This is a genomic window from Anaerobacillus alkalidiazotrophicus (genome assembly GCF_001866055.1).
Window position 1 is genome coordinate 35737 of record NZ_MLQS01000031.1, and the last position, 13100, is coordinate 48836.

The window sequence follows — 13100 nt, forward strand, 5'->3', positions numbered from 1 at the left end:
GGTTTTTGATGTGTACGTAAGATTTGGATATGTAGCAATGAGTGTGCAATTAAAAAATGCTTCGCCATCCCAAACAATGACTGTAAAGCAATTTGAACAAATTAAAGATAAAGATGCAGCCATTCGAAAACTAGAAAGAATTGCGATATCAAACCTTGAAAATTGTATACGGCTACTAAAACATAATTTATCTCTAGATATTACCTTTTTTCGCTTATCTTCAAAGCTTGTCCCATTAGTTAACCACCCTAATACACAAGGATGGAAATTTGAAAAAGCCATACTACCAATGTTAAAAGAATTAGGTGACTTTGTACATAAATATGATATGAGGTTAGATTTTCATCCTGACCATTTTGTTGTACTTAATAATTTAGATGAGGAGCTTCTGAAACGGTCTCTCGAAACATTACTATATCACTATAAATTATTAAAGGGCATGAATATTAACCCTGTTCATCGTTGTGTTCTTCACATAGGTGGAGCAAAAGATGGGAAAGTTAACGGCTTAGAAGATTTTATACAAAACTTCGAAAAAATACCTAAAATTTTGCAACAGATGCTTATCATTGAAAATGATGATACCGTTTATCATATAGAAGATGCTCTGTACTTAGGTGAGAAATTGCAAATCCCTGTTGTGTTAGATCTTCATCATCATGATATCAATCAACCAGAATCTTTTTCTTTCCTTGAAATTTGGGACCGTGTTGTTCAAACTTGGGAACATAGCCCACTTCCTTTAAAAATTCATATATCTTCACCAAAAGAAAATGAAAATGACAAACGTCATCACGATTATATTAATATAGAAAGATTAATGAGATTTTTAAATGAGATAAAAGGAAGTGTAGAACACATCGATGTAATGATTGAAGCGAAGAAGAAAGATGAAGCACTTATACAATTGATGAAAGACCTAGAAGAGCGTGATGATTGTACATTAATAAACCAAGCTTGTATTAAGATGTAGTCTTATTCGCTTTCAATTATGAAACGTGTTATAATCTAATCTTTGAGGAGGGTTGTTATGTTAAAAGTTGCTACACATACAGAAATAATTACTGACTCAATGACTTTAGCAGATATGATCTTACAATCAGAACAGTATCACAAGTACAAATCAACAAAAAAAGCTCTCCAAATGGATTTTACTGCAGAAGAAATGATCTGGGAGTTTAATAAGCTAAAAGATAAATTTGAAGAAGTACAACGCTTTGGTAAGTATCATCCAGATTACGCCAATGTATCAAAAGAAGTACGAGAAATGAAACGGAAATTAGACTTATACGATCCAATTGCAAGCTTTAAAAAAGCTGAAAAGCAGCTTGAGGAGCTATTAAATGAAATTAGTTTGATAATCGCGCATGCTGTTTCAGATAAAATAAAAGTGCCTACAGGAAACCCATTTTTTGACTCGATGTCTTGTGGAGGTGGTTGTGGCGCAGGTGGTAGTTGTGGTTGTAAGTAGGAAATATGTAAGATAATGTTGAAGTAATAAAGGAGTCATGTTAGACTAAAATTGGTTGATGTGAAAAAAAGGAGTAATGGAAATGACAGGAAACCGAATCGGTCTAGCAGTCTGGCTACACTCATTAAAATACGTAAGGCAAATGAGAAAATATGGAAATGTGCACTATGCATCTAAACGCATGAAGTATGTTGTTTTATATTGTGATGAGTCGACAATCGATGATACGATTGAACGTCTTCAGTCGCTCCATTATGTTAAATTAGTTAGTAAATCGATGCGGCCATATTTAAAAACTGAGTTTCAAAATGCCCGACCTGATAAAGCAAAAGAATACGATTATAAAATGGGTATTTAATATATTAGAAAAGAGACTGGCCAGAAGTAGTGGCAGTCTCTATTTGTTTAGCAGTTGGCGTAGGTGTTATCACCTATCTAACTATTTTTTACGTTTAATGCTTGAGAGCTAAACACCTTTCCAACTTCAAAAATTTTATGCTTTCCTATCTTACAAGAAAAGCGCAAGCGCCTTGGTCACGAGCGATAGGCGCTGAAGCTAGACAGTTCCCAAGTTAGGAATTTATAAATTCTGATTATATAAAAAAATCCTCGTAGGATTACCTACGAGGTGCCTAATGGCAAAACAAAAAACAGCTATTGAATTTTGTTTTTGCACAAGGCTATGGGAGAGGAGAAACCGGAGGAAGAACTTATGGGGAAACGTAAGTCTTCTCCGCGGTTGTCAGCAACATGAGTTAATCACGTTGCTAATTTTATTATGACCAATAGGAATTGTTATATACCTCCAATAAATTTATTTGCAATTTTCTTTCAATTGAGTGTATATCATAATTCCAAATATGAGCTACATAATGTTGTTTCTGTTTCGTACTGTTCAACGCAAATGATTAAAATTTTGTTAAGCTTTTTCATCTTTTATGTTAGGATGGGGAAAGATATGGTAAAACGTAAGTGTATAAGGTGTGTGAATTTCATTGAGAGTAATATCTGGTACATGTAAAGGAAGACCTTTAAAAGCGGTTCCTGGAACCTTGACGAGGCCTACCACAGACAAAGTGAAAGAATCTATTTTTAATATCATAGGCCCTTACTTTAAAGGTGGACAGGCTCTTGATTTATATGCAGGTAGTGGTGGATTAGGAATTGAAGCACTAAGTCGTGGGATTGATAACGTTATTTTTGTTGATCATAATCCAAAAGCAGTTGAAATTATTAAGCTTAACTTAAAAAATTGTCGGTTTGAAGATAAAGTAGAGGTTTATCGAAATGAATCTATGAGAGCGCTGAAGGCAATCGCCAAAAGAAAACTAAAGTTTGACCTCATCTTCCTAGATCCCCCTTATGCGAAGCAACGTCTAGAAGATGAAATCGACTTTATTGTCAAAAATGATTTATTATCTCAGGACGGGATCATTGTTACTGAACATGATGCTAATGTATCTATTAGTTCATCAATTGATAATCTCTCATGTTATCGACAGGAGCATTATGGAGACACAGGTATTACTATCTATAAAATGATGTAAGTTTGGCCATGTAGTTTATAATACTAATTTATTTGCAGCCAAATTTTATTGCGTTGGAAGTCTCGCCTCAAAACTTATGAAAGAAATGGGAACTTAGGTGGAGGAGAACTGCCTTAAAAGGTCAAATATTAAATAACAGATAAAATAATATAAAGGGGTTACTAAGATGGCTAGTATTGCAGTATGTCCTGGGAGTTTTGACCCGGTTACACTGGGGCACCTAGATATTATAACCAGAGGTGCAAAGGTTTTCGATAAAGTAATTGTAGCTGTACTAAATAATCGTAGTAAACAACCGTTATTTACGGTAGATGAAAGAGTACAGTTATTGAAAGAAGTGACTAAGGATATTGAGAATGTAGAGGTCGATTCTTTCTACGGTCTTTTAATTGATTATGTTAAGGAGAAGGAAGCTAGTGCGATCATTAAAGGGTTACGGGCTGTTTCTGACTTTGAATATGAAATGCAAATGGCTTCAATTAATAGACAGCTCGATAAGAGTGTTGAAACTTTTTTCATGATGACTAATAACAAATACTCGTATTTAAGTTCAAGTATCGTTAAAGAGATTGCAAAGTATCATGCACCGGTAGGAGACTTAGTTCCTGAGGTTGTTGAAAATGCGTTGAAGGAAAAATACATAACTATAAAATAATTTAGTAAGTGAAGATTCCATTATCCGTCACTAATTGGTAGTTTAACTTGTCCGACCTTTAGGTTAGTTATTTCCTCACCTAAAGGAATTGGTGTCTTCGTTTTGAGGTGGGGCATATTCTACCTTTTAGAGTGGGATACTATAAATTTAGATAACCGAGTAAAGTGCTAAATTTATTATAAAAAATATTATAAAAAAGCAGGCGGAATTTATTATAGAAAATTTTGCCTGCTTTTTTACGCCCCTAAGGAAGTTAAATTCTAAAGTGGGAAAGTTGTCTTGTGAAGCTCCCACGAGGTCGTTCGCTTCATACCTTATCGGAAGGTGAAGAACGCCTCTTTTATCATAGTGAGATTGACTATACTTTTTGTAGTAATTTTTTACCGGTAAGCAGGATATAAACCATTAACATAAACAGGGTAAATAGTGAACCATATTGGACGATTAACTCCCAACCTTTATTTAAGGATGAATACGTTTCTGTTTGTAGGAAAACAGGGATTGCATGACTATCTAGTTTAGCTTGTTGATTGACATATAATGTTTCCCATAACATAACCGTGAAAAAAGCAGCAAAAGTCCCATGGAACAGCCTTGCGATAAAAAAAGGTTTAAAACGAATATCTGTTTCAGCAAGAATACTCGCAACTTGCGCTTGAACAGAAAAACCACTAAAAGCTAAAATGAAACTTGTAACAACTACTTGCTGAAAAAGTGTTGCTTGCGTTGTTTGGCTAGACATTTGACTTCCTAATGTGATTTCAAAAATACCTGAAATAAACGGTAAGCTAAGTTCGCTTGGAAGTTGGAAAAAAGTAAAAATAACGGTAATGAATATTGATAAAAATGCTGTAATATCCAACAGTGATAGTAACTGATTAAGTACAGAAAATAAGATGATAAAACCACCAATCATTAATAAGGTGGAAACGGATGATTGAACCGCATCCCCTAAAATTTTGCCGATTGGTCGTCCGTCTTTTAAACGTTCTTGATGTAGTAAATGGAAAGCAGTCCTCAAAGGATGTTTATTGGCTGTTTGTTTCGTAATTTTTTTTTCTTTACTTCTGCCATGAAACCTCATTAATAGACCTACGCAGAAGTTGCCTAAATAGTGAGAAATTGCTAATAAAATCCCTAAAGCAGGGTTTTTAAAAAAACCAACGGCTATCGCGCCAAAAATGAACAATGGGTTTGATGAATTTGTAAACGATACTAGTCTCTCTGCTTCAATGGCTGTAAGTTTATTTTCCTGTCTAAGTCTAGCTGTCAGTTTTGCACCAGCAGGGTAACCTGACGCTAGGCCCATGGCCCAAACAAACCCTCCTACACCTGGAACTCTAAAAAGAGGACGCATTAGAGGCTCGAGTAAGCTCCCGATAAAGCTAACTACTCCAAAGCCTATTAAAAATTCTGAAACAATAAAAAAAGGTAGTAAAGATGGGAAAACCACATCCCACCACATGGTAAGTCCTCGAATGGATGCTTCTAATGATTCTTTTGGAAAAGCCATTAAAGACGCAGCCATAATGGATGCACTCATTGCTAGGATAATAGTTTTTAACTTTGAGGCGTTCAACGGCCTTGCCTCCCTTTATTTTTTACGTTCGTACATGTCCTATTATTCAATATACGTATAGGAGATTAATTTAGACCATATGATTTTAAAAGATAATTTTTAATTTCATAAATACTGATTATGTGAAAATAAGAAGAAATAATCATTTAATAATAAATGCTTTTTGGAGAGATTGGAGGAAAGGAAATTGGCCGAGCCGAAAATTGGTTTAGCATTGGGTTCAGGTGGTGCTAGAGGCTTCGCTCATATAGGAGTCCTTCAAGTATTTGAAGAAGCGAAAGTGCCAATACATTGTATTTCGGGGAGTAGTATGGGGGCATTAGTGGGGGTTTTTTACGGATGTGGTTACACCCCTCAACAAATGGCCAAAATGGCCCTTCATTTCAGAAGAAAATATTATGTAGACTTTACTGTTCCGAAAATGGGTCTTATTTCTGGGGATAAAGTAAAACAATTAATTAGAATTTTAACGAAAGGTAAAGTACTTGAAGAGCTTACACCACCTTTACGAATTGTTGCCACTGATTTATTAAAGGGGGAGAAAGTTGTGTTTGCTCATGGTGATATTTCTGAGGCGGTAAGAGCAAGTATCTCCATTCCAGGTATTTTTGTTCCGGAAAAAAGTAATGGTAGATTGTTAGTTGATGGGGCGGTAGTAGATAGAGTTCCAGTAACGGAAGTAAAAAAAATGGATGCAGACATTACTATTGCTGTCGATGTATCTTTTTTAGAAGTTGAGCCTGAAATAACCTCTATTTTCGATGTAATCATGAGAAGTATGGAAATAATGGAGCAAGAAATGATTCGCATTAATGAAATAGATAGTGATATTATGATAAAACCAATGATAAATCAATATAGTTCTACAGCTTTCACAAATGTTGATCAAATTATTCAAGAAGGTGTGGAAGCTGCAAAAACGAAACTCCCTGAAATTCAATTGTTGATAGAGAACTGGAAGGAGAAATAATATGTCAACCTTTAATAAAACCCCCCTCATAAAAAAAAGATGGATTATTATTTTGTTTTTACTACTTTTTATAAATCTTTACCATTTGCCATATTACTTTTCAAAACCTGGTGATGCAAACGTACTAAATACAATTATTGAAGTAGAGGGTGGATATGAAGATGAAGGGACTTTTATGCTGACAACTGTACGTATGGGGAAAGCAAATATAGTAAATTATTTGTTGGCTCAAATAAGCGATACTAGAGAGTTGATTCATGAGGAATATATCCTTAGAAGTGGTGAAACAGATCAGGAATATCACCAAAGACAATTATTGATGATGAGTTCTTCACAAGATATTGCGACGATTGTAGCTTATCAACAGGCAGGTAAAGAAGCTTACTTTCAAAATTATGGTGTTTTAGTAACCGGGATGATTGAAGATATGCCTGCTTATGACCTTTTAGAATTAGGGGATTTAATTGTCACTGTTAATGATACCCAGGTTAAGACCGTTGATGAATTGCTTGCACAACTTGGTGATCAACAACAAAATAATAAAGTATCATTATCCATTATTCGGGATGAACAAAAATCTGAAGTTGAACTATTTGTTACTTCATTTCCTGAGGAAGTAGATCCAACAGGAAAAAGGATGGGAATTGGGATCACAAGCCCTATTACAAAAAGAGAACTAATTATTAGTCCAAATGTTACGATAGATACTAAAAAAATTGGTGGTCCGTCTGCTGGGCTCATGTTTAGTCTAGAGATTTACAATCAATTAGTTGAAGAAGATTTAACAAAAGGCTATAACATCGCGGGAACTGGAACAATTAATGAAGAAGGGGAAGTTGGTCGTATCGGTGGAGTAAAACAAAAAGTGATTGCAGCCGAGCGTGTAGGTGCTGATTTTTTCTTTGCACCTAATGAATTTAACTCAAAGACTTCTAATTATCAAGAAGCACTAGAAGCATCTGAATTAATAAATGGTAAAATGGAAATCGTACCTATTGACTCATTTGAGGATGCTATCACATTCTTAGAAAATCTTGAGCCGAAATAAGAGAACTTGTTCTAGCTTCGCTAAAACATCCGAAATTCAGATGGAGACTCAACCCCACCTGATGGAAGTTCTCCCTTACGCTGGGGATCTTTGACCCTTAAGTTCAAATCAGTTTGATTAATAAAGAGCCTAGAGTTGAAATAAACGTTGAAAAGTTTATTTCAATACTCTAGGCTCTTTATTCTAAATAATAAGAAAGCATAAATAAAATTTTTGAAGTTAGAGATCGTGCTAGCTAAAGGCGTTTTGCGCTTTTTTAAATAATGACAGGAGGGTGGGCATATTCCTCTTTTATTAATTTTGCTTGGATAATCGGGCTATAACCAAGTGAGTAGCAAGAAGTCGCTCTTTTTTCAATATTGATAAAAGGGTGATTTATCTTTGAAATTGTTGATATTAATGGTAGCTCTAGATACTTCTTTTGGTTGTTAATATATTTTCTCCCTTTTTGATTCATGCCTAATACGCGTATATAAGGTGTAGTATCATTAATGGCACTCATTTCTTCTTTGGTCGAATTTGTTAGCGTATGTAAACAGAAGCGTTGTAGTCTGGTCCATGTATAGCGTTTTGTTTTTATTTTTTCCATGAGGCTTTGAAAGCTTGTTGCTTCATTTATGGTCTGTGATAATCGGTTTTCAAGGCCTTCCTCTGCTTCGTATATGTTAGCCAAAGCGATGGGTGAAGATGTAAGTACTTTATACTTTAAATAAGGAAATAGTCGTTCCCAGTCTTGAAAGTTATGATACATTTTACGATATTGAACTAATTCATCGTAAGTAGTTGAAGGGACAACATGATTAATAGAATTAAGGTGATCTTGTTCTTTTACTAGCTTCTTTCTAATACTAGTGGCACTGGCAATAGATTGTTTTGGAATTTCTTTATCATGATATTGTGCTTCTTTTCTTTTGATAGTAAATGGTTTTATATTTGCTTTTTGTTCATAAATGGCTTTCACGTACTGGTAACCTAAAATATTGTTGGGAAGTGATAAGTCTAAAACCTGATTGTGATTTTTTAACTTTTTAAATGCGAAGGATAAGGCCTTGGGGTAACTAACCCCTTTTTTTAATGCGTCGCGAATAGATTCTCTATATGTAGTTTCGTTCTCATTAATAAATTTAATAAGTCTATGAAAATCTTTTATATCTCCAGATTCACTACCAAAACAGACAGAGTTAGCGCCAAATCCATTTAATATTGATATCGCGCCGTTAGCAAATAATTCAGCATGCTGAGTAGCATAAACATATGGAAGCTCCAAAACAATATCTACCCCTTGATTCAATGCCATTTTCGTTCGCGCCCATTTAGATATAAGTGCAGGTTCTCCCCTCTGTAAAAAGTTCCCACTCATTATTGCTACAATTAGGTCTGCATCGGTAATTTGTTTTGTTTCATTTATATGAAGCTTATGACCGTTATGGAAGGGATTATATTCAACTACAACACCAGTAACATTCATTCTTACACCCCTTTCTTATTTTGTTTAAAATTATACAAAAATAAATAGTATAAAGCTAATACCTTATAAAAAAAATGAACTATAGAAATTAAAATAAGTCTTAAAAATTGTAGTATAATATGATAAAATTCTCGTTAGTGGTTTTTCTGTATAATTTACAGAAAAAAATATAATAAATAAAGAGAAGTAGTGTAAAGAAGAAAGGTTGACAAAATACTTTTCGAAGGCTATAATTACCTTTGTTGTCTTGAGGTGAGAATGATGAAATGGTCAGTTCAGCAACTGAACACGTTAAAGAATAAGGGTATAAATATCGATGAAATGGTTGACGTTAGTGATTTAAAAAAGACTAATAACGATATTCAAGATATTTCACTCGTACATGTTAAAGGTGAAGGGAATTTTTCTAATCATTCGATTACTTTTTCTCTATCAATTAAAGGAGAGATGGTTTTACCTTGTTCAAGAACACTTGCAGATGTACCTTTTCCTTTTCAAGTTGAAACAATCGAAACATTTAAGTTACACGATTGGATAGGATTCGAAGGTGACGACGATGTGCATGATCTTGAGAATGATATAGTTGACTTATTACCTTACATCAAACAAGCGATCCTTTTAGAGATACCTTTACAAATTTTTAGTGAAGATTTAAAAGGAGATGCCCCACAATCAGGGAATGATTGGGAGCTTTTAACAGAAGAAAACAAAAAAGAACGGATTGATCCGCGTTTAGCAGATTTAGCCAAGTTCTTTGACGACAAGTAATGTGTTTAAAAAAGAAGTATCCGGCAATTCCGGCCTTCGTTTTAACATATTTAATAACAGTTTAAGGAGGTGGGAATAATGGCAGTACCTTTTCGTAGAACATCAAAAACTCGTAAAAACAAGCGTCGTACTCACTTTAAATTAGAAGTACCTGGAATGGTAAAATGCCCAGAGTGCGGTGAATTAAAACTTGCTCACCGTGTATGTAAAGAATGTGGGTCTTATAAAGGAAATGAAGTTGTAAGTAAATAATAAGTTTATGTGAACAAATGTAAAACTTATTTACGCTACGATAAAAGACAGGAAGGAGTCCCTTCCTGTCTTTTTACTGTTAATCAATAGTTGAGCTATAAAGCTGAACTTCAATCAGTAGGGGTTTTCCATCATCCCCCACCTAAACTTTTTGATTTTCTTACGTTTTAAGTGGGGATCTTACTGACCCTTAAGAGTGGGATAAATAAATTGGAATATGATAACGATTTAATACTCGTATTTAGAGCGGAATCCCTTCTGAATAAATGCCGTTAAATAGGTAATAATTCTTTAATAGGTAAAAAGGTAAAAGAGTCTATCTTATCTAGTATTTGCATAAAGATAGTAAAAAGGATTTTTTATTGGAGGGATTCGATGTCTATCGTTCGTCAAGACGCCTGGACTAATGATGAGGATTTAGTGTTAGCTGAAGTCGTTTTAAGGCATATTCGTGAAGGTAGTACCCAATTGGCTGCTTTTGAAGAAGTAGGAGAGCGATTATCTAGAACTGCTGCTGCTTGTGGTTTTAGATGGAATTCAAGTATTCGAAAGAAATATGAGGCTGCTATCGCCATTGCAAAAAAACAAAGAAAAAGTTTAAAGAAAAATAAATTAGAGGATAGTATCCAAGAATTCAGTGAAGAAATATCAACTGGAATTTCTGATGTGCCGGTGTCTGAATTTGAAAGTGAGGCACAAGAGGTTGTGCCACAACCTTTAAGTATGAGTATGGAAGATGTTATTGAATTTCTAGCTTCACATAAAGGGGCACTCGAATCAAATCAAAGTTTGGCTGAAGAAAATAAAAAGTTGAAGGAAAAGATAACTGAGCTAGCTAGTGAAAATGAAAGAATTACGAGGGAGTTATCAAAACTTGTAAGTGATTATGATGTAATGAAACAAGATTACAAGCTATTAATTGGTATTATGGATCGTGCGAAAAAAATGTCAGTTACTTGAAATTTAGAAAAGAATCATTTTAAATAGTTGGAATTTTTTAGCTTTAGGCGTTTAGTAGCTCTGTCGTTTAGTCGAGGTACTAATTTTTCGTTTGCTAATTGAAAAAGCTCCTTGGAGTATCACATGCATTATTGCTTCTGCGGTTCGCACGGAAAAACTGCTCCTGATCAAAGTGCTTGTCGTATAAAAACATGAAACAAGGATGACGTTAAAATGGTCATCCTTGTTTCATGTTTTTATTAAAAGGAAAAGTATAAAATTCGGATGTTAGAAAGAAGGGTAGCTCAATTGCCCTAATGACTTTAAACTCTCTTCGTCCCCTCTTATTGTTCTGAAACACCTTTTGGGAACCAAACGTAAGGATTTTCTCCTCGGTCTCTTTCCTCGTTATATGTTAGAGGTTGGAAATCCATTTTTACCCAAAATTCATCAGAACGTTGGCGGGCATTAGTTTTGACTGGTAAATTTAAACTCTTTACATAGTTCACTAAAATTTTTCCTAGCCCCCTACCTCGATATGGCTCAAGAACTTCAAGTTTCCATAACTCTAAATAATCTTGAGCTGGTTTGAAATAACGGTTATATTTTTGGTCTATACGATAAACGCTCATTCTCGCTACAAGTTTTTTTCCGTAATAAATACCGTAAAATGGAGATTCGCTATCGTTCTCAATGATATTAGCTCTTAAATCTTCTTTCATTGATAATTCTTGGGACCCATATTCTCTAAAGTTTTCAAACTCCTCTAATGTTTTATAGTTGATGAGTAAACGTTTAACTTCAATGTGCTCCATGCTTAACTCCCTCCATAACATTTTAAGATTTACTGTAGAAAAACTTGACCTTCTTGATTTACAATAGAGTGAGGTATTAGTTAATGAAGTTCATAGAACTAATTCATCCCATCAAAGTGTAGTTTAATTTGGCTAAGTGAATGGAATAGTTTTATTCACTCGTTTTCCCTTGTAAAAAATATATTAATATATCAGAAAAATCATGTCATTTTCTTTCGGTTCTTGATAGTCAATATGCTAATATTGAGATATTACATCAATAAGGTGGAGATTCTTTGGAGAAAGTAGGAATTGTTGGTGGTGGATCGGTAGGGCTGCTTTTGGCCAGTTACTTATCAAAAAGTGGTTTTCATGTGACAATCTATACAAAAACAGATGAACAGGCAAACAAGATAAATAAAATGGGGATTACTCTCGAAAGTGGAATGAGTCTGACGAGGGTTAGGGTAAAAAGTGTTACATTTTCAAAAATAAAGGAATTCAATGATGACATTCTTTTTTTGGCGGTAAAGCAATACAATCTACAAGAAGTTGTGTCTACGCTACAAAATTTACAAGGTAAGGTTAGTACAGTCGTTTTTATGCAAAATGGGATGAGTCATATTAAGTATTTAAATAAACTGATTAGTAAAGCCGATAATGTTTATGTTGGAATTGTTGAGCATGGTGCATTAAAAAGGACTCCGACCGATGTGAAACATACGGGCATAGGAGTTTTGAAAATAGGTTGTTATTTCGAAAATGGAAACCACCCTATACATATTTGGAAAAGGTTATCAGAAGTAGGTTTCCTGACGGAAGTTCATGAGAATTGGATGGATATTATGGAAAAAAAACTTGTTGTAAATGGTGTTATTAATCCTCTTACAGCTATTTATAAAGTAACAAATGGCTCGTTACTTACAAATAATTATTATTTTGAAGCAATGAAATTGTTGTTTGAAGAAATTTCATCAATTTACAATTGCACAGAAGAAGACTGGCAACAAATAATTCAAATTTGTCATAAAACTAGTCAAAACCGCTCTTCTATGCTTAAGGACTTAGAAGGGGGGAGGACAACTGAAATAGAAGCAATTACGGGTGTTATATTAGATAAGGCAAATAAATTAGGTGTTCACCTACCTTATAATCAATTTCTTTATACTGGTATTAAAGGTATGGAATTGCAAAGAGAGGAGGGGGGGCTATGAGTAACGCTTTAGCTTGGATAGTAGCAACTTTTGTTACGTTACCATTACTAGCTTTTTATTTTGTTTATATTGTTTCGGTTAAAACTACCAAAAATAAAAGACGTTCGATAAAATTAGCCGTTGATGTAACGACGATACTATTTATTTTTGCTGTCTACTACATTGCATATGAATTATGGGCTCTTTCTTTATTTTGGTTAATATTAATAGCTATCTTAATAGTTGCAATCATTTTTACTATCATACATTGGAAATTATCTAAAGACATTGAATTGAAGAAGTTGATAAAGGGAATATGGCGATTAAATTTTCTTCTCTTCTTGATCGTATATTTTTTACTTAGCATTTACGGGTTGTTTTCACGCATTTTTATGATTACGTGATATAGAAGGGAA

Annotated in this window: 15 protein-coding genes; 12 read left to right on the forward strand and 3 right to left on the reverse strand. The window is 34.2% G+C overall.

Going from position 1 to position 13100, the window contains the following annotated elements; translation table 11 throughout:
• Positions 1-10 precede the first annotated feature (10 nt).
• The 5 genes from uvsE (at position 11) to coaD (ending at position 3673) form a co-directional block, all read left to right on the forward strand.
• On the forward strand, positions 11-973 hold the full coding sequence (uvsE, locus tag BKP45_RS19320; RefSeq protein ID WP_071390815.1) for a UV DNA damage repair endonuclease UvsE: 963 nt from the start codon (positions 11-13) through the stop codon (positions 971-973).
• A 57-nt stretch (positions 974-1030) separates the two neighbouring features.
• On the forward strand, positions 1031-1471 hold the full coding sequence (locus BKP45_RS19325) for a YlbF family regulator (protein ID WP_071390816.1): 441 nt from the start codon (positions 1031-1033) through the stop codon (positions 1469-1471).
• A gap of 82 nt (positions 1472-1553) precedes the next feature.
• Positions 1554-1829: a YlbG family protein gene (locus BKP45_RS19330; RefSeq protein WP_071390817.1), complete on the forward strand. Its 276-nt coding sequence runs from the start codon at positions 1554-1556 to the stop codon at positions 1827-1829.
• Positions 1830-2466: 637 nt separating this feature from the next.
• Complete coding sequence (rsmD, locus tag BKP45_RS19335; RefSeq protein WP_071390818.1) at positions 2467-3018, forward strand: 16S rRNA (guanine(966)-N(2))-methyltransferase RsmD; 552 nt, start codon at positions 2467-2469, stop codon at positions 3016-3018.
• Positions 3019-3184: 166 nt separating this feature from the next.
• Complete coding sequence (coaD, locus tag BKP45_RS19340) at positions 3185-3673, forward strand: pantetheine-phosphate adenylyltransferase (RefSeq protein ID WP_071309873.1); 489 nt, start codon at positions 3185-3187, stop codon at positions 3671-3673.
• A 358-nt stretch (positions 3674-4031) separates the two neighbouring features.
• On the opposite strand, the gene ylbJ is transcribed toward coaD, so the two are convergent.
• Positions 4032-5252 (reverse strand): sporulation integral membrane protein YlbJ, encoded by a 1221-nt coding sequence (gene ylbJ / locus BKP45_RS19345; protein WP_139193864.1) that lies wholly within the window; start codon positions 5250-5252, stop codon positions 4032-4034.
• Positions 5253-5439: 187 nt separating this feature from the next.
• Between ylbJ and BKP45_RS19350 the strand changes: the two genes are divergently transcribed.
• Both BKP45_RS19350 and BKP45_RS19355 read left to right on the forward strand, forming a co-directional pair.
• On the forward strand, positions 5440-6222 hold the full coding sequence (locus BKP45_RS19350) for a patatin-like phospholipase family protein (RefSeq protein ID WP_071390819.1): 783 nt from the start codon (positions 5440-5442) through the stop codon (positions 6220-6222).
• Position 6223: 1 nt separating this feature from the next.
• Complete coding sequence (locus BKP45_RS19355; protein WP_084788069.1) at positions 6224-7270, forward strand: SepM family pheromone-processing serine protease; 1047 nt, start codon at positions 6224-6226, stop codon at positions 7268-7270.
• Between the two features lie 256 nt (positions 7271-7526).
• On the opposite strand, the gene BKP45_RS19360 is transcribed toward BKP45_RS19355, so the two are convergent.
• Positions 7527-8738 (reverse strand): nucleotidyltransferase, encoded by a 1212-nt coding sequence (locus tag BKP45_RS19360; RefSeq protein WP_071390820.1) that lies wholly within the window; start codon positions 8736-8738, stop codon positions 7527-7529.
• 261 nt (positions 8739-8999) lie between these two features.
• Here BKP45_RS19360 and BKP45_RS19365 point away from each other — a divergent pair, with 261 nt between their 5' ends.
• The 3 genes from BKP45_RS19365 (at position 9000) to BKP45_RS19375 (ending at position 10718) form a co-directional block, all read left to right on the forward strand.
• Positions 9000-9506: a YceD family protein gene (locus BKP45_RS19365; RefSeq protein WP_071390821.1), complete on the forward strand. Its 507-nt coding sequence runs from the start codon at positions 9000-9002 to the stop codon at positions 9504-9506.
• A gap of 78 nt (positions 9507-9584) precedes the next feature.
• A complete protein-coding gene (rpmF, locus tag BKP45_RS19370) occupies positions 9585-9758 on the forward strand; it encodes a 50S ribosomal protein L32 (RefSeq protein ID WP_071309869.1) in 174 nt (57 codons plus the stop codon).
• A 375-nt stretch (positions 9759-10133) separates the two neighbouring features.
• Positions 10134-10718 carry an RsfA family transcriptional regulator gene (locus tag BKP45_RS19375; protein ID WP_071390822.1) on the forward strand — a complete coding sequence of 195 codons (585 nt, stop codon included), beginning with the start codon at positions 10134-10136 and terminating at the stop codon, positions 10716-10718.
• Between the two features lie 323 nt (positions 10719-11041).
• On the opposite strand, the gene BKP45_RS19380 is transcribed toward BKP45_RS19375, so the two are convergent.
• Positions 11042-11512 (reverse strand): N-acetyltransferase, encoded by a 471-nt coding sequence (locus tag BKP45_RS19380; RefSeq protein ID WP_071390823.1) that lies wholly within the window; start codon positions 11510-11512, stop codon positions 11042-11044.
• A 275-nt stretch (positions 11513-11787) separates the two neighbouring features.
• On the opposite strand from BKP45_RS19380, the gene BKP45_RS19385 reads away from it, so the two are divergent.
• Positions 11788-12705 carry a 2-dehydropantoate 2-reductase gene (locus BKP45_RS19385; RefSeq protein WP_071390824.1) on the forward strand — a complete coding sequence of 306 codons (918 nt, stop codon included), beginning with the start codon at positions 11788-11790 and terminating at the stop codon, positions 12703-12705.
• Complete coding sequence (locus BKP45_RS19390) at positions 12702-13088, forward strand: DUF3397 domain-containing protein (RefSeq protein WP_071390825.1); 387 nt, start codon at positions 12702-12704, stop codon at positions 13086-13088. The genes BKP45_RS19385 and BKP45_RS19390 overlap by 4 nt, the downstream gene beginning before the upstream one ends.
• The last annotated feature ends 12 nt before the right edge of the window (positions 13089-13100 follow it).

Excerpts from the sequence above, each read along its gene's own strand:
- BKP45_RS19380 (WP_071390823.1), bottom strand. The coding sequence starts at position 11,512 with ATGGAGCACATTGAAGTTAAACGTTTACTCATCAACTATAAAACATTA.
- BKP45_RS19360 (WP_071390820.1), bottom strand. The coding sequence starts at position 8,738 with ATGAATGTTACTGGTGTTGTAGTTGAATATAATCCCTTCCATAACGGT.
- BKP45_RS19325 (WP_071390816.1), top strand. The coding sequence starts at position 1,031 with ATGTTAAAAGTTGCTACACATACAGAAATAATTACTGACTCAATGACT.
- BKP45_RS19330 (WP_071390817.1), top strand. The coding sequence starts at position 1,554 with ATGACAGGAAACCGAATCGGTCTAGCAGTCTGGCTACACTCATTAAAA.
- coaD (WP_071309873.1), top strand. The coding sequence starts at position 3,185 with ATGGCTAGTATTGCAGTATGTCCTGGGAGTTTTGACCCGGTTACACTG.
- BKP45_RS19390 (WP_071390825.1), top strand. The coding sequence starts at position 12,702 with ATGAGTAACGCTTTAGCTTGGATAGTAGCAACTTTTGTTACGTTACCA.
- BKP45_RS19375 (WP_071390822.1), top strand. The coding sequence starts at position 10,134 with ATGTCTATCGTTCGTCAAGACGCCTGGACTAATGATGAGGATTTAGTG.
- BKP45_RS19355 (WP_084788069.1), top strand. The coding sequence starts at position 6,224 with ATGTCAACCTTTAATAAAACCCCCCTCATAAAAAAAAGATGGATTATT.
- BKP45_RS19365 (WP_071390821.1), top strand. The coding sequence starts at position 9,000 with ATGAAATGGTCAGTTCAGCAACTGAACACGTTAAAGAATAAGGGTATA.
- rpmF (WP_071309869.1), top strand. The coding sequence starts at position 9,585 with ATGGCAGTACCTTTTCGTAGAACATCAAAAACTCGTAAAAACAAGCGT.